This is a genomic window from Ginsengibacter hankyongi (genome assembly GCF_008710285.1).
GTDB lineage: Bacteria > Bacteroidota > Bacteroidia > Chitinophagales > Chitinophagaceae > Ginsengibacter > Ginsengibacter hankyongi.
Window position 1 is genome coordinate 455367 of record NZ_VYQF01000003.1, and the last position, 24860, is coordinate 480226.

Sequence of the window (24860 nt, forward strand, 5' to 3'; positions counted from 1 at the left end):
AACCGTAGGATAATATCAATAACATGTCCTGTCGATTATTCTATTTCCCTTTCACTTTACAATTACAGCAGGCAATCTTATAACAAGAGGAGTTGATACTCCCCCTTCATGCAAAAGCCTTCAGCAAAAAAACCCGGCTGCAAATAGCCGGGTTAAAAGATGGCATATACTGAATGTATCCAAACTCATGCAGGTCTTTAATACACTTATGGTAGGTAGCCAGCCCGCTTATTTTGGCCGTTTCCATCACGACAGCCCTCGTAATGTTTATGGGATTACAACACCGGTTTAAGTTATACAACTGGAAAAGCGCCATATACAAACTGATATGAGTAGGGCCAATCCTGTTGTCATCTTTGATCGCCTCGTAAAACCCGGTTAACGCTCTCACTTGTTCCATTCCCCCCCTTTTAAAACAGAAATCTCACACACCACACGAATCCCGCGCTATTGCTCTTCAACAACTTTTCTATATCCTCGTAACGGTAATAATAAATTCCGCCGATCCTGCTGTGGCGGAGTTCACGGGACAACCTAAGCCTCCGGATCGTGTTGGATGAAATACCCAGCATTTTTCTTACCTCTGAATTTTTAAGCCAGGGCTTAACCGGTTGTGCCACCGGTGATTTCAGCAATTGCTTTATGTCGTCTAACAACTGAACCTTGAATTGCTGCAGGTCCTCTTTCGTAACTACCTCGATAGTCATTTCACTTTGTTTTATTGGTATACTTATTCGTTGCATCCTGCTTGCCCTGGCGCACCTAATTTAATTCGGGCTTTTTATTTCAAACCGACATCCCCTTCCTGGTTGTCTTTTTTTTTGAATTGTTTAATTCCTGAGCTTTCTGTGAAGGCGCCTTTTTAATCTCTTCCTTCACGTCTTTCTTTTGATCTTGTTTTGCTTCTTTCCCCTGTTCCTGCCCTACTGCCTTATACTGATCCAACCCCTCTTTCATTACCCGTCTCATTTGCCCATCATATAGATTGACAGATTTAAACTGTGGATTAGCTTCGATAAACATCTTCTGAACAACTCCTTCTTTTTCGATGCTTACCGATTGAATATTTCCTTTTTGCAGGGATTGTATCAAAGCCTTTTCTTTTTCGGGATCGTTCAAGTCGGCCACCGCATATTTGGAAACAGCTGCTTTTACATCATAGCCATAATTTTCATGAAATTGTTTTACCTCATGGTTATTATGCTTATCCTTGTTGTCAAAATCAAGCTGCACCCAGGCTTTATAAGGCACATTATCCTTATTGGAAAGTTCTTTTAATACGGATCTTCCTTCCAGCATATTGTAGGCTTCCTTCGCAGTAACCCCTTTTCCTTTATTCAGGTAAAAAGTCTGGTCCACATTTTCGCCGTTGCTTTTTTGAAGAGAAGCCCTGTAGCTGTTAAAGAAATACATTTCGGAATTATCCGGTTTCCTGAAATGAAGCTCCGCCTCAAAAGGTTTTTTATTAACTTCGGTTTTGAAATTTAGACTGAATTCAGCCTTTCCCTGCTTTACATTATTTTCAAGCTCGTCTGTAAGGCCTTCGCCGAAGCCCATGTATTTGATATTGTCTTTCAAATACTCGAAATTTTGTTCGTTCATAACATTTGTGTTTTTATTGTTTGATAATTGTAGTTGTTCAATATGATCTATAAGGGCATCAGTGAATGCATTACCATCACGGTTATATAAACCATTTGCATCCGAGTTGGAAATTTCCTTATTTAATGATTGTCCATAAGGTATCTTCCTCAAAACATCTGCAATAGATGATGCATACATCACTACATACCTGTCAGAATCGCTGACATTGTTATCAGCAAATTCATAAGCTGAATCTTTGTTCTCAAAAAGATACACGTCGCTTGCATCTATAAAATAAAGAGAGTTATTGTAAGCCATCCGGTTATTGCCTCTACCGATAGCGACTGCTATTTTATCCAATACATCATCCGATATGATATGCTCTTCGTTCATTTAAGGTCCGGGAGCGAAACAGCCCGGATAATTTTATTGTTGTGAATCTTCAGCAGCAGATGCCTGCCGCCATTCTTCTCCATGACTTCAATAGAAAGGAACTTTGCGTCCGGTATCGTAAATTTTTCAAGCGCCACAACTAATGTTGAGGTGGAATTTGCTTTTACCAGCTTCGTGTTCCCCGCGATATACAAAGGCTTGATTTCGTTTTCCTGCATCGCTGCTCGTTTGGCTTTCTTTTTATCGCGGATATAAAATCTCAATAAATCAATATCATAATCAATGGAACTTTGGTTAACGAGTTGCAACTGGAAATAGATGGTATTTTCATGAATATATATACCGATGACTTTTGCCAGCATATCCCATTTACTATAACGAATGCCATGCATCGTTGGCGGATTACCCAATATCCCATCGGCATAACGTTCTGGCGTAGCCGAATTTTGTGAAGGCAGAGAATATATCCATGTCGACGGGGTTTTTTCATAGCTTACCGGGAAGGAGTAGACGCTTCCGTCATTGGTTATCACGCTTAAATTGGTTGCAGAAAAATTTGCAGAGGCCGCCTTTACCAGTAAGATATTCCCCGCTTCTTTTACCTGTTCCACCAGCACGTCCTTTGTTCCCCTGTCTACATGTATAATTGGGAAGGGAAAAATTAAAGAAATTGTTTTGTCGGTGGTAATGGAAAGAGCTGGGCTTTGTGCAAAAGAAGTAATTAACAATCCAAGACCACATAAAAGGCTCACAAATTGTTTCATGATTATATTATTATTGTTGTTGAATATTTTTGTTTTTTAAAAGAATTTTATAACCAGCCTTTACATATACCCGGACTAGTTTTGCCTTTTTACTTAGCAAAGTCTTAGCCGCATTGATACCCGCTGCTGCTGCCTGTGCTTTCAGCGTAGGGTCTATGGAAGTCATATCCATTGCCTGCAAACCATTATCAGATGATTGCTTGATTACGTCTCTTGTGATAGCGCCAGGAATATAAATACCAGGCAACCCGTCCATATCAAAGACTTCCATGTTTACCGGGAATAATGAATGGCCATACCGGATGGAATGAATTTCAATTTTGAGTCTTTCTCCATTTAGAGAGGAAGTGCCAAAAACAAAATTATCTTTAGGAATAGTTGTACCATCGATAGTTATATCATTCAGCAATCTTAGCTTGATTACCGAACCGGAAACCAGCACCTGGTTTTCATGCACAACCGCTTCAATTGCATTTTGCTTTTCTGAAACGATTTCAGGTTCTAATCCATAAAAACCGGCAGAAGTATCTTTTTTTACTATAGTATCAATTAAGCCTATTGAAGCCTGTGCGGATTGCCGGCTTACAGACAACAGCTGTGTTGTCACCTTGAGCTCAGCCTGCCCTGCGCTTGCCGAAGGGAAGGGCTTAACCCTTTCCGGATGCTGTATATCCAAAATCTTATCCATCATCCCGTTTAATTGTTCGATTTCAGGATCCCTCCCAGAGTCATCATTCACATGTTGCATCAAACCTTCCAGCCGGTCAACATCTTCTTTCTTTACCGAAATAACTTTCGGTTGCTCCGGACTCACGGTTGTTGTATTTGCATTATTATTTAATTGTTGATTAAGTTCAGCAAGCCTTGCGTACACTTTTTCTTCATTGGAGTCTTTATAATCTCCCGGCTTTAAATCGAATGTTTTGTGACCATAAAATGAATAGCCGGTGTCTTTCGGGACGGCGGTTTGAAATAGCGGATCACTTTTGATTTCTTGCCTGATCCTTTCGGAGTCTTTTTCTGCTTCATCATAAAAGCCCAGCTTATTTTCACCCTTATCGTCTTTAAGATGGGCACCGGGAAGCTGCATATTCAATCCCGACGGATCAATTTGCTCCTTTGCCTGGTCCTTTCCGCCGCCCATAACCCAGAACGCCAGTGTTACAAAAGGAATCACCACTAAGGGTAAAATCAACAATGCTTTTTGCTTTCGTGCATTATTATTTTTCATGTTGTTTATAGATTTTTTGTAAATAATTAAGGGTATCCATCAGGTAAGGCCGGGCTGCGAGAATGCTGTCCCGGAAGTTTTTATTACTATTAAGCAATTGCTTAAACTGTTCAATTCTTTTATATTCATTTCCTGGAAAAAAAGTATGACTACGGGGAGTCGGCGCAATTAACCGTATAGGCGCGACCGTTATAAGAACGCTATCATCTCTTTGCAGGCTCTTAACAACTACTACGGCGCTTTCTGTAACGAAGACAAGGCAAATTACGAATAGAAGCAGGATCCGTTTACGCCTCGAAAAATTATTAGTCCTTTGTTGGAGATAGTTTGCACATGTCAATAACTTTTGATTAAGGCGTATTAAAAACCTGCTTATAAAGGGATACAGCTCTTTATCTTTTTTTCTTTTAAATAGTTTCACCGGTTCTCTGTTTTTAAATCTTTATTTTGAATCGTATTCCATTTTTCAATTAAAAAACCATGCGGATTATTATCCGACCGGGATACATTACGCAGGTAACCTTCCGTGATTAAACTCCGGGTAGTGATGGTCGTTATACGGGTGATCTTTTCAGTAGCAAAGCACCTGAAGTAATAGGGATAGACCTTCGTATTTACCCGGACACTGTCAACCGTAATTTCCTGGCTCACATTTCCGGATATAATACCGGTGTAATAATTATTTTCTTTTAAGCTTTCATATACCCTCTTTGCGGATCCGTCTGCGAGGTAAAGGGCTTTATTGATGTTAGACTGAATTACCTTATCGTCCGGATCAAGGGAAAAAAAATAAGTATGAAACATCTTCACATGATCTCTTGCTTCAACCGGGATATTTTCCTTACGGTCACCCGCAAACGCTTCCAATGCCTTCCCATTTGCCAGGATGTAAATCCGCGACTGAACGGCCACTGTGGACTTGTAGCAGTTATAAATTACATAACAGGAAATCAGGCAGCAGGAAATTATTACAAGGATAGAAAACAACCGTAGCTGCCTGAAAGCGCTATCGATATTTTTGGCCTGCCTAAACATGATTCATTTTATTTACCAGTTAATTTATCTTTAAAATATCCATCGGACACCCCGGTATTACTCATGCTGTTGCTCATTTTATTGGCAGCACTGCCCATGGAGTCAGCGACCATTCCGGCCCCCGACGAAAGGGTGTTCACGGTTGAGGAAGCTGTAGAAGAAAATACATTGCTCACCTTATACAAAAGTGTATTGCCACCTCCCGCATTGACGATGTAGTTGGCCACCGAAGGCACGGTGAAATAACCAATGATCCCAATGATCATGAAAATGAGGTAGGCTGTATCAGTCGCGGAGAAAAAGGTGTCGCCCGAAGAATTGATCTGTTGGATATCCAGTGCAATCATTTTTTCCTGGATCTTTCCTATAATGCTTCCAAAAATATTGGCTACCGGAAGCCAGAGGAAAATATTAATATATCGGGCTACCCACACCATGAGGGTATGGCCGAGACCGTCAAAGACGGCCAGTCCGAATACCAATGGCCCGAGGATTGCCAGCACGATCATGTAAAATGTACGGATGGTATTGATGCACAGCGCTGCCGCCAGGTACAGAATGTGTAATACCTCACTCATCCATTCTTTAATGGAATTGTGGAAATTATAGGAGGCTTTGGCCATGGCAAACTTAATATCATCGCCGATCCCTTCGAGCCAGCCTTCATCCGCTGGGTCTTCACCGGGATGGGTATATTTATACCATTTATCCTGATCTCCGCTCCCGCTCTCTCCTACATACATTTGCCATACGTCTGTTTGCTTAATCGCCTCTTCTTTTTGTTTCAACAATAATTCGATGGCTTTATCGGAATTATCTACCATAGCACCGGTCGCTGTCACCGTAGGTTTCATAACGCCATTGATCATGCCAATGACAGAAGGAAAAACGAGCACAGCAAAACCAATTACAAAAGGACGGAACAAGGGATAAAAATCAATAGGCTCGGCCCTTGATATATGTCCCCACACCCGTGAAGCGATATACCATATAGCCGCAAATCCTGCAAGGCCACGCCCCACGCCAATTAATTGAGAACACAGCGGAAGCATCTCGTCAAAAAGCTGGTCTAATACTTTTTGAAGTCCGCCGATTTCATCAGAGACGCCTTGTGCAAAAATTAACTTTGGCATCATACCCACCGCGATCGTTAAGATCACCCTTACCCACTTTTTCATTGATTCACATTATAAAGTTGATTTATGGTTGAAATATCATTCTGCTCTTTGGCTCTTTGCAGGGCAAGCACTTTAGCCTGGTTATTAAAATGCTGCAAAAAGTTATATTCGTTATCTACTTCCTTCCATACATTATCTATGGCCGACAATCGTTCATCATCAGACATGCGCATTTTGCCTGCTGTAACAATCGTAGCGAGCGCATCCAGGTTTTTTAAGGATTGGTTAAAAAGATTGGAATAAACATTTTGGATATAGGTGATTTCATAAATGGTAAACTTGCCACTGGCTTTGAGTTGCCGCAATACTGATTTATATTGCGACACAATCTTTAATTGTGTTGAAACAATATCTGCGATCCGCTTGTATTTCTTTACAGCAGGGCTTACTTCCAGCAGGCTGCTGAGAAAGATGTTATGCAAATTGAAATTGCCTTCTGAAATATTTTTAATAGCTGTATAGCCCCCGGACACAATCTCATATCCTTTTTTCAGGTCCATTAAAATGTTTTTTAGCTGGACCAGCTTCCCAACGTCCAGCAGCAATTGTTTAGCCTCCTGTGTTTGGCCATAACTATGGCTTTTTATAAAAATTATCATTACTATAATCCACACACACTTTTTCATACCCCACATTTTAATTATCACTTATTACTTATAACCTATTACTTTACCCCATATAACTCCTTGCCAACTTCTACGTCGTTTTGATCTTTCATTCTTTGAATAGCAAGCATATTATTTTCATTGGCGAAATGCTGAACAAATGAAAGCCGATCTTGCATATTATTATATAAATGATCAATCCGTTCGATCCGTTCATCATCCTTCATTTGTAAAAGGCCGTCCGTTGTAATCACAATTAATTGATCGGTGATATCCGTACAGCTATTCAATACATTTTCAAAAACTGTTCCTGCATAGCTTATCTCATTACCGTTAAATTGTTTGCTGCTACTCATATTTAATTTCTGCTGATGGCAGGTCTTTATTATGTTAATTTGCATGGCAACGATTGCGGCAATCTTCGAATAGGCTTTAACGGCAGGATTGACTTTTTTCAAAGAAGAAAAATAATTATCATGCAAAGAGAAATCACCTTGTTTAATGGCATGTATCGCATCTAATCCATTCTTTGCTATTTTATAACCTTTTTCGACATAACCTGCATACACCTGCAGAGCCGCGATCTGCTCGGTTAAATATTTCAACTGTGTTTTCTTCTGCCGGAACCATTCGTCATAAGTTTGCGCAGCAGTGATCTGCACGGCTAACATAACAATAAAGAGCAAACGCATTTTTTTCATTGTATTCCGTATAAGAGTTTAACTACATTAATATCATTTTCATCCCTGGAACGTTGTAGCGAAATCCCGATGTTGCGGGAATTAAATTGCACGAGATCATCATAATTTTGCTGCATTCCGTCTGCCGCTTTATTAATGATTTCGAGTCTTTTCGCGTCCGTCATTTGAGTCGTAAAGGAATTAATGACGAGCGCCAACTGATCCAGGTTCTTTACACTCTCCGCCAGGATGCCGGTGTAGACCTGTCCGATATAAAGGAGTTCATTTGCGGTAAAATGCCCGTCCTGCCTGACCCCGTTCCATGCGGAGTGATATTGCTTAACTAAAGAAACTTCCTGCTGCGTAATTTCTTTGATGCGGTGATAATACGATAACACATCCTTCACTTTCCAGAGTTCATCAAAATAATCCTGGTACAGATCCTTTTGTTTTTGTACCCAATCAGTGATCTGCCCTAACTTTAGTTCGGACATAGCATTTTCAATAACCTTTTGTGCATTTTGCAGCCAGATCGTTTTGGTCTGCAATCGTTGTATTTTAAGATCAACCGCAATAATTGCCTTCTTTATCCCTGCCTTGATCACATCAAGGATCGGGTCCTGTGCACTGGCCGTCATTCCCAACAAAAAGAAACCTATACACACCAACAGCTTTTTCATGTTTTCTATTTTATTTTTTTGTAGATACTGCTGCCTACCAGCAAAATATCTTTTGAGGCATCAAATAAAAAAATCTTACCTCTTTTATTTTCATTTAATGTTTGATTATGTTCATCGTAACTGGCTGTCCATTTTTCAAATTTTCTTTCCGGAGGTAACAAATGACGTTCTTTGATTCGTTGGTAAGTCGCTTTATGAATAATAGAATACGTAGTCTCGTTAATTGGGCCAATCACCAATGTATCTTTGCCTATACTATATTCGTTGGTAACCTCACGGCAATAGATACCCGAAATAAAATTTTTATTGTTCACCTGCGAGCTACAGCCATACAACCAACAGCAGAATAATATCTTTTTCATATTTTAATTTTTATTTTTTAAATCGTTCGCCAAAGCAGCAATCCCTCTTTTCATGTCGCCATACTTTTTAGCATAAGCCTGCACTTTTACCTTTTCACTTTCTTCCGTGGTGTAGGTTAAATATTCTTCCATAGAAACTTCTGTCCGGTATACCCTCGAGAGCATTCCACCGAGAGAGATAAAAACTTCTTTGTATTTTTTTGCCGGGTCATTGGCTTTATTGACAGAGAGCACGAGCGCTTTTTCCTTTTCGGTCAGGCCCAGCAATTCCTGTACCTGGTCAAACTTGTTCTGGTATTTGGATTGGTCCAGCAAAATTTTGCAATCTGAATTATTGATAATGGCCTGCTTCACTACCGGTGACGAAATAATATCTTCCACTTCCTGGGTTACCACGATAGCTTCGCCAAAAAACTTTCTAACTGTTTTAAATAAGTATTTGATGTATTCTGCCATGCCTTCCTTCGCAATCGCTTTCCAGGCTTCTTCTATCAGGATCATTTTGCGGACACCTTTCAGCTTGCGCATTTTGGAAATAAAAACTTCCATGATGATGATCGTTACTACAGGAAATAAAATGGGGTGGTCTTTGATATTGTCGAGCTCAAAAACGATAAACCTCTGTTGTAACAGGTCGAGGTTCTCCCTGGCGTTTAATAAATAATCAAACTCGCCGCCCTTGTAATATGGCCGAAGCACATACAGGAAGTTGGAGATATCAAAATCCTTATCCTTTACTTTATCATCTTGTAATACCTGTACAAAATCAGTCTGCAGGAATTCATAGAACGTATCGAAGCATCTGAAGATGCCTCCTTCCCCTTCAGGGGAAGGCCGGGATGGGGTTTCAAAATAAAGCTGCAAGGCATTACTCAGCGCTACATATTCACTTCGATTAAAATTTTCATTGTCTTTCTTCCAGAGAGCCAGAAGCAATGTTTTAATGCTTTCTTTTTTCTCTGTATCAAGCACCTCTCCCTCACCGATATAAAATGGATTGAAACGAATGGGATTGGTTTCATCATAAGTGAAGTAATACCCGCCTACCATATCACATAAGCCTTTATAGCTATGCCCAACATCTACCAATACCACATGGGTTCCCTGCTCATAATAACTGCGCACCATATGATTGGTAAAAAAAGATTTACCGCTTCCTGATGGCCCGAGAATAAATTTATTACGATTGGTGCAGATTCCTTTCTTCATCGGCTCATCTGAAATATCAACATGAACCGGCTTGCCGGTAAGCCTTTCTCCCAGCCTTATTCCAACAGGTGAAAGCGATGAATAATAATTGCTTTCAAGATTGAGGAAACAACAGGCTTGTTCTGCAAATGTGTCGAACGTATCATTCATCGGGAAGTCTCCTTCGTTACCGGGCAGCCCTGCCCAATAGATTTGTGGTGCCCCATCCACTTCCTGTTTGGGGACGGCATCCATCTGTGCTAATGCTGAGCTCACCAGGTTTTTAATATCCTTTAGTTCTTCTGAATTCTCTGTCCAGGCGAGCACATTAAAATGTGCCTTTACAGGAAGCCGTTGACCCGAGATCGCTTCATTTAAATAATCGTTCGTAGCATCTCTTCCGATAGTATTTTCTCTTGAATAGGCACTGAGACTTTGCAGGCGTAATCTTTTACTTTCGAGCTTCTGGATGGTCTTTCTATAATCATCAATAAAAATGTATTGATTAAAAATATGATTGCACGGTAAGAGCTGCCCGAGCGGTGAAGCAAAGCCAATAGAGAACTTCGTTTTATCGGTGGAATATTTATCATAATTGATCCTCGACCCGCACAAAGCCGGAAGATCTTCTGCATTAGCCAACGTATAGATTTGTGCCCATTGATTTCCCACCCTTATGCCTTCTTTGAATGAAATATCTTTTATGATGATGCGATCGCCTTCGGAGAGGAAACAATACTTTTCGATTACGCCTGCCCGTTGGTTCGTACTTGATAATTGTTCATTGGATAATCTTTCCAGATGAATATACCCACTGTCTTCCAGTATCTTTTTAAACTGCCCCACGCTGTCCAAAAAATCCTGCAACATGGCCGGCTTCAGGGTTTGCTCGGGCACAATGGATCTTCTTATTAAATTTGAAAAAAGTGAATTAGCCACTTTTCTTCCCACAGGTTTCTTCGTTAGAAAGATGTAACAGGTATGCGCTAAATAAGGACGTTCATTAAAAAAACGTTCGCTGCTGCGGGATAAAAAGGATTGGTCTTCGCTCAAAAAATCAGGCTGGTATTTACAATCAATAAACCAATCTTGTTTATGAAAAACACTGTGGCGGGGTAAAACTTTTATGACCTTGATCCATGCCTGGTGAAAAGCTTCATAATCCTTATCTGATAAGGTGAATATCTCCGGCAAGCCTGCTTTGAATCCAACAGTAATATCACCCTGCTTTGATAAAATAGCATCGTGCTCCACACCCATAACCGGCAATATGTCTTCTAATTGCTTTTCCATTACTGTTTCATAAATATTTTCCTGCTTCTGCAGGTGATTAATTTCGGAACGCCTTTCCTGGCCACTTTCTTCATCATTCCATGTTCCCCATAAGTACGGCTGAGCTTGTACACATACATAAATAATCCTGTTGCGAGTGCTACAATCAATCCCAGGCAAACAAATGTGTTTACGCCACAGATATAGAGAATCGCAAACAGGATCAGCAGGCCCAATAATCCACCTCCCAAATACCAGATATACTGGGCTTTCAAACCCTTAAATTCGATGGGTTTGTTGACTCCTTTATTGATATTATATACACTCGTGCTCATTACTAACATTTTAATTTCTGCCGCATTTTTAAAAAGAACAGGACACAAAGTTCATATCCTTTACAAGCCTTCTTTCACACTATGATCCGTATTCTGCAAAAAATATTTTTATTTACAAACCCGTTTCATAATTCAAATCCCGAAGCAATTTACATTGCCATAAAAGCCATTTGGGTGAACCAAAGTGAATCGAAAGTGAACTGCCTTTATTGATTGCGTATACGCTTGTCGTCATTACTAATATTTTAAATCCTCAAACTCCGTTTCTTTCGTTGAGGGATTTCTTTTTCTGATAAGCAACTGTTCTCCGTTTTTAATTCTTTATACTCCATTTTTATAACAGGCGCTTCTTTTATTTCAACTGTATTATCATCTGGTGCGTTATGTTGCTTCATTTGATTCGCCTGGATCTTTATAGAAATTTCTCTTTCTAATTTTGAAACATCTTTTTTCAATTGCGATAGTTCTTCCTCTCTTTCAAATGGCTTTGAAACTAATTGCTGTAACATGGGAATATTTTGTTCCAGCTCCTGCAGGTTCTTTTGATATTTTTCTTTCAATGTGTCCACCCGGTCGATGGCATTCAAAAAATGCCTTGCTGCAATTTTTGGATTATCAATATTGATATGCCCCTGGTTCCAGGTATATTTTATCCCGGTTTTACTACTTTCAGCATAATAAACATTCTGATAGCGGTATTCAAACATCCCCTTGTCTTCATACGTTTCCTTTTGACTTCGGATATATAAATCAAATCCGTAGAGCGTACCCATTTTCTGGGTATTATCTTCCGCGGTTTTGGGTTTCCATGTTGCGGAAAGTTTAATCAAATAAATTCCAATGGCTTCAGGGTCCGCAGAGTTGAAACTATCTAATTGTATTGAATTAATCTTCGTCCCTTCTTTATCAAATTGCAACTGGCTTTTATAGCTAACCTCATCCTGTGTAAGCTTACTTAAAGTTTGGCTGGTTGTCTCTTTATCTCTTTCGAAACTCTCCAATTGAAATCTTGATCTTATGACTTCTTTATGATGGGCATTTCTTAAACTCTCCAACACGGCAATCTTTTTTTCCATTTTAGATTTTTCCAGGAGCGTGGTATCTCCTGAAAGAATAGCGATGTATTCTGAAAAATTCATCCCGCTTTTTTCGTCAATAGCGCCTTCATCGATCGTCCGTACATTCAGCTCACAGTTTTTCATCTGGCTAATAAAAGTTTGCTTATTCTTCAATAGGTTAAACTTATAGTTATCGAGTGATTGCTCAACCGCGTAGATGTAATTCTTTACCTTATTGCCATACGCTTGCTTCGCCAGGATATTTCCCTGCCTTGCACCCCGGCCATTTCTTTGTTCCAGTTCCGAAGGCTTCCATGGAATATCCAAATGATGCATCGCGATAACGTTTCGCTGAACATTTAAACCGGTGCCTGCCTTTTCGGTACTACCCAACAATATTCTTATCTCACCATTGTTCATTTTGCGGAACAGCTCGGGCTTTTGCCGGTCCGTCCAGTCGTGAATGAAAGTAATATGATGGGTAGGTATTGAAAAATGATTGACTAATTTATCTTTTAAAGCATCATAGATATTGAAAGCATCAGTCTTCGGCGTCCCAATATCACTAAAGATGATTTGGGTGCCTCTTTGTTGATTACTTAACTGGTATAACTCTGCTACTTTCCTGGCGCATACGTTTACTTTGTTGTTGGGATGATCTTCATAAATAAATGGATGGATAAGCCGCATATCTGCCGCCATCTTTTTTGCGTAGTTGGTAGCAATCAGCATCCGGCCTTTATCTTCTTCTTTGGTTAAGGGCGGCCTTCCTATTAATTCGCCATCCCCTGTTTTTGCAAAGGCCATTAGCTTTTTAATAAACTTCTGCTGGTCGGGCGTTGGCGGAATATTTACTAATTGCTCATCGAGTTCGGGCTTATCTAAATTGATATGGCGGGCTGTTTTATAATCCGTGATTTCATTATAGAAGAGCGCGAGTTCAGGGACTTTAATAAAATGACGGAAACGTTCCTTGGCAATAATTTCATTGGTAACAGAAAATTCAAAGTCAACGGTTTTCCTGGCGAACACGGCTGCCCATGCATCAAAATTTTCAATTTGCTGTCGCTGCATTTCATGTGGCCGCAGGTACTTAAAGAGTAAATACATTTCTGTAAGGCTGTTGGATATGGGGGTACCTGATAAAAAGGTTACACATAAATCACTGTCGAATTTTTCCTGGAGTGTTCGTAAGGCAAAGAGCATATTCAAAGCTTTCTGGCTGCCCTGCATATTGCCTAATCCCGCAACCCGTTCGTGCCGGGTGGTAAATGTGAGGTTCTTAAATTTATGTGATTCATCGACGAACAAATGATCAATCCCGAGGTCCTTAAAGTTGATACCCGCGTCTTTCTTTTGCTCGATATCCCTGAGAATCGTACTCAGCTTTATTTGTAAATTATTTTTTCTTATTTCCAAACCTTTCAGCATGCGCCTGGAGACTTCTCCACCCGTTTGTTTTAAGGTGTACAGATCCTTCTCTACATTATCCAGTTCAGCCTGGAATATTTGTTGTTGTATTTCGGGGCTCTGTGGTATTTTACCAAACTGGTCATGCGTTAAGATGATACAATCCCAGTTATTATTTTTGATTTCATGCGATAGCCGTATTCTCTTTGCAGGCGTAAAATCATTTTCTCCCGGCGCTAACAATTTTGCATTGGGATAAGCCTTACGATAGGTTTCTCTTATCTGGTTTACATTGGATTTTAATGCCAGTATTACCGGCTTGTTTACAATTCCAAGGCGCTTCATTTCATGAGCTGCCACGATCATCGTTAAGGTTTTACCCAGGCCTACTTCATGGTCAATCAGGGCGCCCCTGTTTTGAATGATACGCCACACCGAATTTTTTTGGGAGCTATATAAGTCTTCAATGCCTAATCTTTGTTTATCTAATCCGGGAAATTGTAAATGGCTTCCATCATATTCTCTCAATACATAACAGTTGAATGTGTTGTTATAGAGATTTTCTATTTCATTTTTATCTTGCGATGGTAATTCTTTGAGCCATTCTGTAAAATGGTTGCGGATAGATTCAATCTTTTGATGCGCTAACTGTATAGCGTCGTTATCAGGAACACGGATGGTTTTATCACCTAAGTCAACCTCATAAGTATAAAATGGAGTAGTATTTTCCAGTGCATGTTCAAGCAAAGTATGGCCATACGATGTTTTGCCACTTTTGGTGGTAACAGCATATTCCTGGTTGGTTTTTGCATTGCTCCCGTTAATCTTCACTTTGAAATTATCGGTGGAAGAAAAATAGTTTATTTCTGTAGTCAGTTCAAAAAGGCTCGAAGCAAAACGATTATAATATTCCTGTGGTATCCATCTTTCGCCCAAATTGAAATCTAATAATTCAAATGGAATTTTTTCCGGCTGTATTTTTTCTAATGCCTGCAGGCTTCTTTGTAATTGTGCATTTTCAGGAGCTTGTTCTGCTGCTTCTTTTGCCAGACCAAGTTTAATCACAACATTACCGCTTAAAAACTGATCAGAAGTTTCCCAGGCTTTGTTTGCAGGGTTCAAATAAATATGATCGCCTAATGCACGAATGGTTTCATTTTCTGTACCGCCAATTGCCGCCGCAATAAAATCAAGATCCACTACCCCCTTATCATTTAAGCTTTTTGCCAAAGCTTCTAAGGGATCTTCTGTATGGAATGCCACCTGCTGTATAGGCGATTGCGTAAGGATATCGGCTTTAAAATATTGATCTCCTTCTTTCCTTTCCAGGGATGCAAGTACCATAAAACCAAATGCCTCATCCTTTATAATACGGTGACGGCTAGACGCAGTATTCAACATGCCAAAGCCAGATACCATGGCATCGTACAATTCATTCAGTTGTTTTCGTAATACTTCGCTCTCATTATCGGCAAGCTGTAAATAAGTATCTCTTACCTTGGTATATTGTTCATAAAAATCAATATCTTTTTTATCATCCCTGGCTGGTATAAAAACAGGGTGTTCTTTTTCAGAAGCTTCATAAGAAACAAAACCTACGCTGCCATTGTGGACGATCAATGTTCCATCTTTATGATAAGGATTCGGATTGGTTAATTCATCTAATTGTCCGTCCCTTTTATTAAATGCAACATGAAACGCTGATTCCCCTTCGTTATAAAATTGATGGGGGTATTCCTGTAACTTGTTTGATAAGTCGTTGAGCTCATGATGGATGGCGGAAGCGCTCATCCAGTTAACGGGGAATTGAACTTCGCCTATATTAGAATAGAGTTTATAAACATATTGCTTAAAGCCTGATGATTTAGCGGTAAGCATCACAATGGCTTCATGATCCGGCTTGTCTTTGGTTTTAATAATGTTTAAAATTCTGGCACTTTGTTTTTGAACAACAGTAGCATCTAGGTCATTGATATAGGCCATAGCCCGGTTAATATTGGCTGCAGGTGCAGCATCAAATAAACCCAATTGCACAGAAGAGTTATCGGCCTTGTTTTCAGGCATTGGCAGATAAGTGAGTTGCTTGCCTTTTGCAATCCTTTCTTTTGCCGTTACCTCTAAAACAAATTTTTCTTTGTCGAATCGTTTAGCTATTCCCTCGCTAATCGTCGCTGCTAACTTTTCACCTATTGCATTAATATCTCCATGTTGCCAAATAGTCTCATGGGCTTTACCATATTGATTTTTGCCGGGCTTTATCTCATCACCTAAAACTATTTCCGGGTGATTGAATACATAACTATTTACAGGATAATCTCCATAATCGTTGTTTAACTCAATAGTATCTAAGAGTAATTGCTCACTATGCGACAAATCGATTTTGCCTGTATTTTTTTGAACAATCAACAAATGGCTGGAAGCCTCTGTGTTACCGGTATCCTTAATCAGGTTATCAGGCATTACATTCAGGCTAATAAAATCTGCACGCGTAAATAAATATTCTCTTGCCTTTTGGTTGGATGGACTGTTTAAAAACGAATCAGTGGTGAGGTAGGCCAACAGCCCGCCTTCTTTAATTTTATCCAGGCCTTTTTCGAAAAAATAGTTATGAATCTTTCCCGATAAATTTTCATCGCGTAATGTTTCATCATACACCCGGAAATTTCCAAATGGAATATTGCTTACTATTAAATCAAACTTCCCGTTTTCATCATGGGAAGTATTTTCGAAACCTTTGATCTGTACAGAAACAGGAACGGGAATCGAGCTGCTGAGAGCAGTCAATACCCGTCCCGTCAGCATATCTTTTTCAACTGCTGTAATATTTTTTAGATCCGGAAAAGCGTTTACTGCTTCCGTTAGGAATATCCCTGCACCACTGCTGGGTTCATAAATACTTGTAGGTTTAAGTCCCTGCTCTTTTAATATATTGAATAAAGTTTGAGGTACTATGGCAGGGGTATAAAATGCAGTGAGAATACTGTTTTTAATCGAATCAATTACCTGCTTATATTCCGTTTCATTAAAATGACTTTGCAATAACTGATGCAAAGCCATCACTTGGGGATAGAGTTGTATATCTTCTTTTGAAGCGTTGAGTTTCCTCCATTCTTCTACTGGTGCTTTTGGAAATAATATGGCCTTCAGCCCTCCGAACCCGGCATACTTTTTTAAGGTCTGCACATTTTTGTCTGAAAGCAATTGTCCTTCTTTCCATTCCAACGCCATTCCTATAGCAATAATATTATCCTGTAATTTTTGCTGGCTGTTATAACTCATGACTCATACTTGTCTGCCGACAGGCAGGTTTTTACTTGTTGCTTTCTAAGTATTCAGCAATAGCTCCTGTAACCGAATATTTTAATTCCCTGTTATCTTCATTTTCCAATGTAAATCCTACGGCATCGAATAAGGGCTGGCTGTATTTTATGAGGTTAATTACTTCAAATTGTAAGGTTCCTGAATTTTGTAAGCGCCTGTAAGTGGCTTCAAATTCTTCTTCGAGTATGCCATAGATATAATGATACTTTGAAGGCCGCAAATCCTCCGTTAGTATGTCCATGCAGGCCTCTTCAATAATATAAGCAGGCTGTTTTCCGGTTTCCTGTAGTAAACCATCTACTAACTTTATTTTATCGGATAGGTATTCAGTTACCTTCTTTTCTTCCTCCAATTGAACTAGTATATCGGGGTTGTTCTCCCGTATGTAGTCATGAAGTTTTTTTATTAGTATCTTTTGCATGTGATTTAGATTTTATTAAATTGTCTATTGACCATTCACGATTGACCATTCCCTCCCTTATATCCCAAAGAATGATTTTATAACGGTAGCAACCACCACTAAAAAGACACAACTCCCAAACCATGCAGCGGCAACTTTTCCGGTATCATGATCACCTGCATTCCATTTCTGGTACACTTTTACAGCACCGATTAATCCTACAATCGCTCCTACTGCATACATTAAATTAGTTCCCGCGTCAAAGTATCCACGCACCTTAGTATTGGCCTCATTGATTCCGGCATTGCCGTCCTGGGCATACAAATAAACTAACTGGAAAAAGTAAAAAACAACAAAACAAATAACATTCTTTTTCCCTCTTTTAATTAACCCGGCCTGCACTGGTTTGATTCTTTGCATTTTCATATTCTTGATTTTAATTTTAAAAAAAAAGCTCCACTCATTCTTACCTTATCCACAACTGATTGATTTCCTCTTTACTGAGATGAATGGAGCATATACTTTCACACATCATGCGTATGTAATTATTTATAGCCTCCTGTTGTTGTATTCTCTTTACAGTACTATTATTCTTTAGAACTAATTGTAGGGATTGCATAATTTCTTCCCTGATAAAACTTTTTGATTTAGCTTTTTCCAAGTTTGATCTAATCTCCTGTTGCACCTGGTTAATAATATCACGGGAATCAATATCAAGATCTACAAGATCTTTTTCATCTTGATCAGCCAGATGGGAATCAATATTAATAACCCGTTTCCTACCTGGATAGTTAATATCTTTAATGAGGTTAATAATGTCGTTCCTATAAAAAACTAAAATGAGAATTACGTAATAACAAAAAATAATAACCAGTATAAAAATGGAATATTCTTTCCATGAGATATTTGTAAGCATCTTAAAGTATTTGATGATTCTTACACAAATATCTGAAGGCAAAAAGCCCTTCTTTCACACTATCAACCGTATTCGGTAAAAAATAATTTCATTTTTTGAAAACAAACTGGTGCCTGATAAAGAATAATACAAAAAAGGCAGCGAAATGGCCCGAGGAAGATTAGGATGAGTTAGTGTAAACAGGTATTTGCGTCTATAGTTAACAGTTATATACAGGATCAAAATGAAGGGTCGATTGCAGGCTTTTCCTTGAAATTCGCGGGGTCAAACATATATTCATACCCCTCTTCACCCGTCACGGATTTAAACATATATCTTCCAAATTTGAATAGTAAAGTCCATGACCAGATTCTTGAATTTGTGGAAATATCTTTTATCACGGGCATAAATAACACATATCCAAGTGTCCTACCGGGAAAACGTTTATCGAAAAAAATAAAGGTATTTTTTTTCTGAAATCCAGTTAAACCATTATAAACTAAAGTATCATTACTAATGCGTATAGGCATAAGTGTTACATTCTCAGCCAGTTTATCTTTTTGATGCTCCTTCAGATAGTTATAGAACGTGGTCACCTCTTTCTTTAAAGTTTGCGCCTGGCTCGTTGTAAGATCTTTTTCATTTGGTATTGCCAAGTTTGAACTGCGAGGTTTTTTATTGACAAAAACATAGTGCAGTAATATATATTTTATATGGCTTGCATCGCCAATATCTTCATTTTTATTTATAGAATTTACCAGGTAATTTTTGAAATCATTAAATAAGTTAACGCTATTTTGTTCGCCGGGGCTAAGACTTCTTTTTTGTGAACTACAAGCATCAGTAATTATGAGTAGGAATATCACAAGAAAATATTTTCTGTTTTTCATAATCATTATTTTATAATTTCATCCGCAGGTCCCTGCTTTTCCTTTTGGATATTGATTATTGGAATTACTTACAGTTCTTGTAATTTTCCTGTTCCCGTTTTGAGAACTAAAATTATCAAGATTCATATTTCTGATGTCTTCGCCCAAATCTCCGGGGTCATTACCACTAAAAAGCGTTTCATCCGCTTTTGTAGAGGGCAAATTAACATTAATACTTTTTAAAGCATCCATCGCCGAATTAGTACAGTTAAAATTATTTAAATCATATTGCAGGGCTTGCTGATCCTCAATTCTACCAATTACTGTGTTCATCTCAGGTCCGGTAACAACAAAGGTTAATGTTACATCATAAGGAGTATAGCTATCCTCTCCAAAAACAGACTCATCGGTTTCGCTTCCAGGCTTTACAGTATTTCTTGGATAAAACCCTACATTACGGATAACAGAACTTCCATCGGCATTATGTTGCTCGAGTGTCAGGTAAGTATGTCCTACCGGAAAGGAAGATAGAGGATTAATGATATCTCTCGTTCCGGGGTCAGGTTGATTAACATTCACTGAAATACTGTAAGTTGAAGTGGCATCAATACTAAAACATCTTAATTCTTTTCCAAGATCCAATATTGGTTCATCCGGGCTATAAAATGTTGGAGAAAACACCACAGGGGTATATCCTGAACTGGAAGAATTGATGTCACCCCCACCGCCACCAGAACCAGCTGTGAAATAATCATAACTCGACGAAGGCATTTGATCTAATAGCCAATACCAGCTGAAGTAATCGACGCCACTACTATTTACATCGTAATAAATTATTACTTCCGGAAGTACAGCGCTTTCTTTCTCCAGACTGGAAGGTGTTTTCCTTTTAGGTAAATATTGGCTCTTATCAAAATAGGTATCGTCAAATTTTGAAATGGTTTTATACATAGTTTCATTTTTGACGACTTTATTACTATCCACTTTTAATGTCGTCATAGAAACATCATCAATGCGATCAATAAATATTTCTCCACTCCGATAATGTGAAGAGCCTTTTAAACCGGACAGATCAATCCAATTACCGAAATAACCTGACTTGGTTTTCTTCAATAATAAGAATTTAGTGTCGTCATTCCCTCTTTCAAAAACCAGGATGCCTGCATTTCCATATCTATTCGTTAGTATCTTACTTTTTGAAAAATCTAGTTGGTTAAATCGATATGATGAAAGATAGAATTGCAAATATTGTACCGCTGAGTCAAAAAAGGGAGTGGAAGTACCGGTAACGCTAGAAGGAAGGCTATGTTTTTTACATCCATAAAAAAAACTTGCAATGAGAACTGCAGTTAACATAATTGAATTTTTCATAAATAGTCTTTTCAGCTAAACTAATTATTGAAACTTTAGATTTTCTTGATAAATGTCAATTTAATGAATTGCTTTTTTCTTTATATGATAATCATTTAAACTTCGGATTTTCATCAGTTTCATCCATTCTTTGTATCAGGCGCTCTTTCAATTGATCGAGAAAGGTTGTCCGGTTTATCTTACGAATTCTCATCTCCTGGAACACCCTGTAATAATTTCCCAGATCTATATTGAACAACGCTTCAAAATGGCTGGCCAATTGCTTAAGGTCTATTGTTCCGTTATTACATGACCCCGCAGACTGTAAAGCATATAATAATTCTACCAGCGAAACCTTTGACCCCGTCCAGTTAACACCTGCCCGGGATAACGAAGGTTGTCCGCCAGATAAATCGCGTTGTATTTCCAGCTTCGCCAATGTAGAGTTGATGAATTCTGAAAGCAATTCATATGCGATGATCTTTGAAATTTTATGATCATATACTGTACTAAAGCTCAGGTCAGTCTCATATTCTTCAAAATTCATCAATAGCCACGAGTCGGGCTCCTTTCGCAGAAAATACATTTCATCCATAGAAGTTGCCTGTGACCGATAGTACGTTAAGAATTCATAATTGTCGTTCAAGTAATCATTTATCTTTCTCAGCTCATTAAGGTAATAGCTCCTGCTGTCGAGCACAGCTGAAATTGGAAGGTGAGATTGTATACGCGCCAGTTTCTGGTGGTAAATTAACTTGCTGTAGAATTTCGGTTTCTGGTGCTTAAAAAAGTTAATCTCTTCTTCTTTGGTAGTGAATTTATAATTTTGAACGAAAGCCTTAAGTTTAGAAATAGCATTCAAAATAACATGTGACGATAAACGAAATTTCTGTAAATCAGAACCCGATGAAGCACCTATTTCGGCTAAACTTAGTTCCATTTCTTCATAAAGAGATATTGTAAATTCACTTACGCTCATAACTGTTATCAATTTGAAACCCAAACGAGCAAGGGCTATTTTAAAAAACAAATACCATTTGAATTTTCAATGTAAAGTTACGTAACGGAAGAAAAAGGGTAGTTTGATAAAAATCAATTATTTACACTGGAAGCTCTTACCCTGCTTAATGTTTCGTCAGTATTCGCCTTCCTGGCGGATGTTGTCAAGACATTTATGAAGCGTTAGTAAATGTGACAATTAACTTTATTTATCAGCAGCTGGCCGGCTGGAACTTTGGCAACGGTTATGGGCAAACGAAAATATATTTTCAGACCTGCGTAAAAGCGTGGCCGTTACAAGCAAGTTTATGGCCCACCACCCAGCAGTTCTGGCAGGCCTTCATTTTTGAGCTTTTGTGCATACCTTCAATATGGTTTTCATTTGGCTAACAGTATGGGCTGGACGTTATAAATTTCCAGCACAGCACTAAGCCCTACCGTAGCTGCCATTAGTGTAACACCATGAAACTATTTGGATTAATAATATTGACGCTTTTTGCTACTGTCACTTTTGGACAAACCAAATCTTCCGTTAACCCCCCAAAAAAACCACTTTCTGCATTCAAACTATCATTAACGACATTTAATCATGCTACCTTACTTTTTAAAGGAACTACAACATATATATTGACAGCCAAGTCTATTAAAATTATTAAAACATCTCTTGGAAAAAAGAAGGGCACTATTGTTTTTTCAAAGCCGCTGCTAAGTTTTCAAGAGTCGTCTGCTTCCATTAACAATTTTGGACTTGACTCTCTTAAAGACCGTTACGATAACTATTGTGTTATGGTGACTAGTGGTGACGAATTTTTTTTAGACTACAATGGCTATTCAATGAAAAAGAATATAAGCCTACACCATTATTATTTAAAGGCATTAGATGACATTATCAATATCATTAATTCTTACTTGCCCAAAAGTTACCAATTTCGGTATTTAGAAAAAAATACGAGACAAGATTGCGACCCTTGATAGCGGCAGCTTTCATGAACTGCTATGCTTGCCGTGCAAACCCTCATCTTTTGTAACGCTATCGGCGGTGGTTCCAGCCGACTTTCATTTTTGAGCCTTTGTATTTTTCCTCATCTATAGTTATTAAACCCGATTGCTATCGGGTGGGCTAACGGTCTGGGCTGAACGATATAAAATTCCGGCACAGCAGACCCTGCCGTAAGCTGCCAATTCCATCTTTTTCCAAGGACGAAAATAAATTCTTGAGTTAATACAGAATTTATAAAATCGTTTAAAATCAAAATATATATTTGGCATCAGATAGATTTCGCCAGCACTAATATGTACCGTAATGCTGCGGTTGAAATTTTGCTTTGCCATATTTATTTTGTTTGGTGAGCAAGAATTTTATTTCTGATTTCGGCTGCCTTAGTTATTTCAGGTGATGGTGTTCCGTTGGTAATGAAATGTATGAGCCAGCTTTTAATAATCATAGTCCAACCGTTTTCACACATGGCATAACATTCCATTTTGGGAGTTAGCCCTTCGTGAGTAAAGTGGAGGATAGTTTTTTCTCCTTCCGCTATAAGTTCAAAAATCATTTTTGTGTTTGTCCATTCGTGCTTGTTGATTCGCAGCCAGTAAAGTGTGCTTTCCGTAACTAGCCAGACTATTTTTTTGTTGGGAATTACTTCCACTAACTTTTGTTTCGAATAATGTTGATCAGGATGATGAATAGTAAACTCATCATTTAACTCTTTGCTATTGCCTTCAAAATCCAGGCTCCACCAATTAGTAACATCTATTAAGCAACTAAAAATTTCTTGCGGTGATTTTGCTAATTCAATTGTTGACGTAAAGCTTTCAAGATGTTTGTATAGCAAATCTTTAATGCAGTAATCACAAATTTCTTTCAACCTGCCTTGTTCATTTTCAAAAATAACTCCGTCATAAGTGAATGTAATCAGTGTGCCGTTATTTTTCGGAGACAATTCAAAAATCATTTTGGTACCCGTCCAGTCAAAGTTATCGGAGCTGCGTTTGCTCTGGGTTGTAACCCAAACAAATTTTTTGTCCGGAACAAATTCAATCACTTTGTTTTTTGAGAAGTGTGTGTCGCCAACCTTTAAAATAAACGCTGAATTGAGTTTCAACTCTTCGCCAACAAATTCTTCAACCCACCATTTTGAAAGCTCAACGATATGATTGAAAACAACATTTGAAGGTTTTGCAACTTCAATGTCTACAGTATATGTGGCGGTTACATAATTATTTTCTTTTGACATTATTGTTAGTTTTGGAAACTATAACATGGTCTCATTCCATTCACGAATTACAAATGACTTTACTATTCCTTCCAATATGAACGGGTCTTCTTTTACAAATTCTTCGGCTGCTGCGCGGGTTCTGAAAATTGCCATATTTCCCATATCAGTAAATGGTCCGATTCCAATTACTTCTCCTTCAGCAATGTATTTATCTACAATTGCTTTATGTCTTGGATAAACACTCAAAATGGGTTCCATGGGTGCTCCCGAAGGTTCGCCTATAACTACTGCTTTCATTTTTTTAATTTGTTGTCTAAAATGTTTTTTAATTTTTGAAGTTTCTTTAGCCAGAATTTGTCAAAGTAATTGATGAACTCCTGTAACTCATTAAAACCATCTTGCTTTAAAACACAATGTCTTTCTCTGCCAATGTCTGTAATAGAAATGAAGCCAGCGTTGTAAAGAACTTTTACATGCTTTGAAACAGCAGGCCGGCTCATATCAAAATTTTCTACCAAAGAGTTTATTGTCATACTGTTTTTTGAAAGCAGCATCAACATTTGTCTGCGGCTTGGGTCGGCAATTACCTGAAATGCGTCAAGTGTTTGCGTACTCATTTTTTAGGCACTTTTAAAAGTTCACCCAATTTGTTACATAAAAATACCCAGCCGCTATTGTGTGCTACCAGATCTTTAAATAATTCAAATCCGCTGTGCACCAATAATAATTCCGTTCCACCTTCAATAGCAGTGAGTGTCCAACTTACTTTTGACGTATAGGGCGTTTTGGTTACTGCCCAATCGTTTTTCCAAACGTAAGCCAAATTCGTGAAGGGTTTTACTTCTAACACTTCGCAAACCACAAATGTGTTGTTTGGATTTGTAAACCGAAAATGATGACCAACAACCGGCTGAAAATCGCTTGGCATCAGCCATTGCTCCATTAATTCGGGTTTTGTAAGATAGTCCCAAATTTCTTCCGGAGTTTGGGTAAAGTAAAAAGTGTGTTTGATTTCTTTTTGCATATTAAGTA

26 protein-coding genes are annotated in these 24860 nt (G+C 38.5%); 1 reads left to right on the plus strand and 25 read right to left on the minus strand.

The genetic code is table 11. The annotated features are described in order from the left end of the window. Positions 1–106: 106 nt before the first annotated feature. The 21 genes from FW778_RS14180 to FW778_RS14280 form a co-directional block, all read right to left on the minus strand. Entirely contained in the window at positions 107–400 is a 294-nt protein-coding gene (locus FW778_RS14180) for a hypothetical protein (RefSeq protein ID WP_150415409.1), read from the minus strand. A 10-nt stretch (positions 401–410) separates the two neighbouring features. After that, positions 411–707, minus strand: a complete 297-nt coding sequence (locus FW778_RS14185) for a helix-turn-helix domain-containing protein (protein ID WP_150415410.1) — start codon at positions 705–707, stop codon at positions 411–413. 79 nt (positions 708–786) lie between these two features. After that, complete coding sequence (locus tag FW778_RS14190; RefSeq protein WP_150415411.1) at positions 787–1977, minus strand: hypothetical protein; 1191 nt, start codon at positions 1975–1977, stop codon at positions 787–789. Further along, complete coding sequence (traN, locus tag FW778_RS14195; protein ID WP_150415412.1) at positions 1974–2741, minus strand: conjugative transposon protein TraN; 768 nt, start codon at positions 2739–2741, stop codon at positions 1974–1976. Before traN ends, FW778_RS14190 begins: the two co-directional genes overlap by 4 nt. Positions 2742–2751: 10 nt before the next feature. After that, positions 2752–3972 carry a conjugative transposon protein TraM gene (gene traM, locus FW778_RS14200; protein WP_150415413.1) on the minus strand — a complete coding sequence of 407 codons (1221 nt, stop codon included), beginning with the start codon at positions 3970–3972 and terminating at the stop codon, positions 2752–2754. Continuing rightward, on the minus strand, positions 3962–4393 hold the full coding sequence (locus FW778_RS14205; RefSeq protein ID WP_150415414.1) for a hypothetical protein: 432 nt from the start codon (positions 4391–4393) through the stop codon (positions 3962–3964). The genes traM and FW778_RS14205 overlap by 11 nt, the downstream gene beginning before the upstream one ends. Then, entirely contained in the window at positions 4390–5007 is a 618-nt protein-coding gene (gene traK / locus FW778_RS14210) for a conjugative transposon protein TraK (RefSeq protein WP_150415415.1), read from the minus strand. The genes FW778_RS14205 and traK overlap by 4 nt, the downstream gene beginning before the upstream one ends. Before the next feature lie 8 nt (positions 5008–5015). Next, on the minus strand, positions 5016–6185 hold the full coding sequence (traJ, locus tag FW778_RS14215) for a conjugative transposon protein TraJ (RefSeq protein WP_150415416.1): 1170 nt from the start codon (positions 6183–6185) through the stop codon (positions 5016–5018). Beyond that, a complete protein-coding gene (locus tag FW778_RS14220; RefSeq protein WP_150415417.1) occupies positions 6182–6811 on the minus strand; it encodes a TerB family tellurite resistance protein in 630 nt (209 codons plus the stop codon). Before FW778_RS14220 ends, traJ begins: the two co-directional genes overlap by 4 nt. Positions 6812–6849: 38 nt before the next feature. Next, positions 6850–7482 (minus strand): hypothetical protein, encoded by a 633-nt coding sequence (locus FW778_RS14225; RefSeq protein ID WP_150415418.1) that lies wholly within the window; start codon positions 7480–7482, stop codon positions 6850–6852. Between the two features lie 5 nt (positions 7483–7487). After that, positions 7488–8150: a conjugal transfer protein TraI gene (locus tag FW778_RS14230; RefSeq protein ID WP_150415419.1), complete on the minus strand. Its 663-nt coding sequence runs from the start codon at positions 8148–8150 to the stop codon at positions 7488–7490. Between the two features lie 5 nt (positions 8151–8155). Next, complete coding sequence (locus FW778_RS14235; RefSeq protein ID WP_150415420.1) at positions 8156–8512, minus strand: hypothetical protein; 357 nt, start codon at positions 8510–8512, stop codon at positions 8156–8158. A 3-nt stretch (positions 8513–8515) separates the two neighbouring features. Further along, positions 8516–10993: a TraG family conjugative transposon ATPase gene (locus tag FW778_RS14240; RefSeq protein WP_150415421.1), complete on the minus strand. Its 2478-nt coding sequence runs from the start codon at positions 10991–10993 to the stop codon at positions 8516–8518. After that, on the minus strand, positions 10993–11307 hold the full coding sequence (locus FW778_RS14245; protein ID WP_150415422.1) for a DUF4133 domain-containing protein: 315 nt from the start codon (positions 11305–11307) through the stop codon (positions 10993–10995). The genes FW778_RS14240 and FW778_RS14245 overlap by 1 nt, the downstream gene beginning before the upstream one ends. A gap of 245 nt (positions 11308–11552) precedes the next feature. Further along, positions 11553–17054 (minus strand): helicase-related protein, encoded by a 5502-nt coding sequence (locus FW778_RS14250; protein WP_150415423.1) that lies wholly within the window; start codon positions 17052–17054, stop codon positions 11553–11555. 31 nt (positions 17055–17085) lie between these two features. After that, positions 17086–17517, minus strand: coding sequence for a DUF1896 family protein (locus tag FW778_RS14255; RefSeq protein ID WP_150415424.1), 432 nt, complete (start codon positions 17515–17517; stop codon positions 17086–17088). Positions 17518–17574: 57 nt separating this feature from the next. Beyond that, the gene (locus tag FW778_RS14260; RefSeq protein ID WP_235906262.1) at positions 17575–17922 is read right to left on the minus strand and encodes a DUF4134 domain-containing protein; all 348 of its coding nucleotides are present in this window, start codon (positions 17920–17922) and stop codon (positions 17575–17577) included. 40 nt (positions 17923–17962) lie between these two features. After that, entirely contained in the window at positions 17963–18412 is a 450-nt protein-coding gene (locus tag FW778_RS14265; RefSeq protein WP_150415425.1) for a hypothetical protein, read from the minus strand. 218 nt (positions 18413–18630) lie between these two features. Next, positions 18631–19281, minus strand: a complete 651-nt coding sequence (locus tag FW778_RS14270; RefSeq protein WP_150415426.1) for a hypothetical protein — start codon at positions 19279–19281, stop codon at positions 18631–18633. Between the two features lie 18 nt (positions 19282–19299). After that, positions 19300–20631, minus strand: coding sequence for a hypothetical protein (locus tag FW778_RS14275; RefSeq protein WP_150415427.1), 1332 nt, complete (start codon positions 20629–20631; stop codon positions 19300–19302). A 91-nt stretch (positions 20632–20722) separates the two neighbouring features. Further along, positions 20723–21589: an RteC domain-containing protein gene (locus FW778_RS14280; protein WP_150415428.1), complete on the minus strand. Its 867-nt coding sequence runs from the start codon at positions 21587–21589 to the stop codon at positions 20723–20725. Between the two features lie 506 nt (positions 21590–22095). Between FW778_RS14280 and FW778_RS14285 the strand changes: the two genes are divergently transcribed. Then, on the plus strand, positions 22096–22581 hold the full coding sequence (locus tag FW778_RS14285; RefSeq protein ID WP_150415429.1) for a hypothetical protein: 486 nt from the start codon (positions 22096–22098) through the stop codon (positions 22579–22581). Positions 22582–22943: 362 nt separating this feature from the next. Here the strand turns inward: FW778_RS14285 and FW778_RS14290 are convergent, their stop codons facing one another. Genes FW778_RS14290 through FW778_RS14305 form a run of 4 tightly spaced genes read right to left on the minus strand, consistent with a single transcriptional unit; the run spans position 22944 to position 24852 of the window. Further along, positions 22944–23846 (minus strand): SRPBCC family protein, encoded by a 903-nt coding sequence (locus tag FW778_RS14290; protein WP_150415430.1) that lies wholly within the window; start codon positions 23844–23846, stop codon positions 22944–22946. Positions 23847–23864: 18 nt separating this feature from the next. Next, positions 23865–24125 carry a YciI family protein gene (locus tag FW778_RS14295; protein ID WP_150415431.1) on the minus strand — a complete coding sequence of 87 codons (261 nt, stop codon included), beginning with the start codon at positions 24123–24125 and terminating at the stop codon, positions 23865–23867. Next, a complete protein-coding gene (locus FW778_RS14300; RefSeq protein ID WP_150415432.1) occupies positions 24122–24445 on the minus strand; it encodes an ArsR/SmtB family transcription factor in 324 nt (107 codons plus the stop codon). Before FW778_RS14300 ends, FW778_RS14295 begins: the two co-directional genes overlap by 4 nt. Then, a complete protein-coding gene (locus FW778_RS14305) occupies positions 24442–24852 on the minus strand; it encodes an SRPBCC family protein (protein WP_150415433.1) in 411 nt (136 codons plus the stop codon). Before FW778_RS14305 ends, FW778_RS14300 begins: the two co-directional genes overlap by 4 nt. Positions 24853–24860: the final 8 nt, after the last annotated feature.

Excerpts from the sequence above, each read along its gene's own strand:
- FW778_RS14220 (WP_150415417.1), bottom strand. The coding sequence starts at position 6,811 with ATGAAAAAGTGTGTGTGGATTATAGTAATGATAATTTTTATAAAAAGC.
- FW778_RS14275 (WP_150415427.1), bottom strand. The coding sequence starts at position 20,631 with ATGAAAAATTCAATTATGTTAACTGCAGTTCTCATTGCAAGTTTTTTT.
- FW778_RS14245 (WP_150415422.1), bottom strand. The coding sequence starts at position 11,307 with ATGAGCACGAGTGTATATAATATCAATAAAGGAGTCAACAAACCCATC.
- traJ (WP_150415416.1), bottom strand. The coding sequence starts at position 6,185 with ATGAAAAAGTGGGTAAGGGTGATCTTAACGATCGCGGTGGGTATGATG.
- FW778_RS14255 (WP_150415424.1), bottom strand. The coding sequence starts at position 17,517 with ATGCAAAAGATACTAATAAAAAAACTTCATGACTACATACGGGAGAAC.
- FW778_RS14305 (WP_150415433.1), bottom strand. The coding sequence starts at position 24,852 with ATGCAAAAAGAAATCAAACACACTTTTTACTTTACCCAAACTCCGGAA.
- FW778_RS14300 (WP_150415432.1), bottom strand. The coding sequence starts at position 24,445 with ATGAGTACGCAAACACTTGACGCATTTCAGGTAATTGCCGACCCAAGC.
- FW778_RS14265 (WP_150415425.1), bottom strand. The coding sequence starts at position 18,412 with ATGCTTACAAATATCTCATGGAAAGAATATTCCATTTTTATACTGGTT.
- traK (WP_150415415.1), bottom strand. The coding sequence starts at position 5,007 with ATGTTTAGGCAGGCCAAAAATATCGATAGCGCTTTCAGGCAGCTACGG.
- FW778_RS14280 (WP_150415428.1), bottom strand. The coding sequence starts at position 21,589 with ATGAGCGTAAGTGAATTTACAATATCTCTTTATGAAGAAATGGAACTA.
- FW778_RS14190 (WP_150415411.1), bottom strand. The coding sequence starts at position 1,977 with ATGAACGAAGAGCATATCATATCGGATGATGTATTGGATAAAATAGCA.
- FW778_RS14295 (WP_150415431.1), bottom strand. The coding sequence starts at position 24,125 with ATGAAAGCAGTAGTTATAGGCGAACCTTCGGGAGCACCCATGGAACCC.
- FW778_RS14290 (WP_150415430.1), bottom strand. The coding sequence starts at position 23,846 with ATGTCAAAAGAAAATAATTATGTAACCGCCACATATACTGTAGACATT.
- FW778_RS14240 (WP_150415421.1), bottom strand. The coding sequence starts at position 10,993 with ATGGAAAAGCAATTAGAAGACATATTGCCGGTTATGGGTGTGGAGCAC.
- FW778_RS14235 (WP_150415420.1), bottom strand. The coding sequence starts at position 8,512 with ATGAAAAAGATATTATTCTGCTGTTGGTTGTATGGCTGTAGCTCGCAG.
- FW778_RS14225 (WP_150415418.1), bottom strand. The coding sequence starts at position 7,482 with ATGCGTTTGCTCTTTATTGTTATGTTAGCCGTGCAGATCACTGCTGCG.
- traM (WP_150415413.1), bottom strand. The coding sequence starts at position 3,972 with ATGAAAAATAATAATGCACGAAAGCAAAAAGCATTGTTGATTTTACCC.
- FW778_RS14250 (WP_150415423.1), bottom strand. The coding sequence starts at position 17,054 with ATGAGTTATAACAGCCAGCAAAAATTACAGGATAATATTATTGCTATA.
- FW778_RS14185 (WP_150415410.1), bottom strand. The coding sequence starts at position 707 with ATGACTATCGAGGTAGTTACGAAAGAGGACCTGCAGCAATTCAAGGTT.
- FW778_RS14270 (WP_150415426.1), bottom strand. The coding sequence starts at position 19,281 with ATGAAAAACAGAAAATATTTTCTTGTGATATTCCTACTCATAATTACT.
- FW778_RS14230 (WP_150415419.1), bottom strand. The coding sequence starts at position 8,150 with ATGAAAAAGCTGTTGGTGTGTATAGGTTTCTTTTTGTTGGGAATGACG.
- FW778_RS14260 (WP_235906262.1), bottom strand. The coding sequence starts at position 17,922 with ATGAAAATGCAAAGAATCAAACCAGTGCAGGCCGGGTTAATTAAAAGA.
- FW778_RS14180 (WP_150415409.1), bottom strand. The coding sequence starts at position 400 with ATGGAACAAGTGAGAGCGTTAACCGGGTTTTACGAGGCGATCAAAGAT.
- traN (WP_150415412.1), bottom strand. The coding sequence starts at position 2,741 with ATGAAACAATTTGTGAGCCTTTTATGTGGTCTTGGATTGTTAATTACT.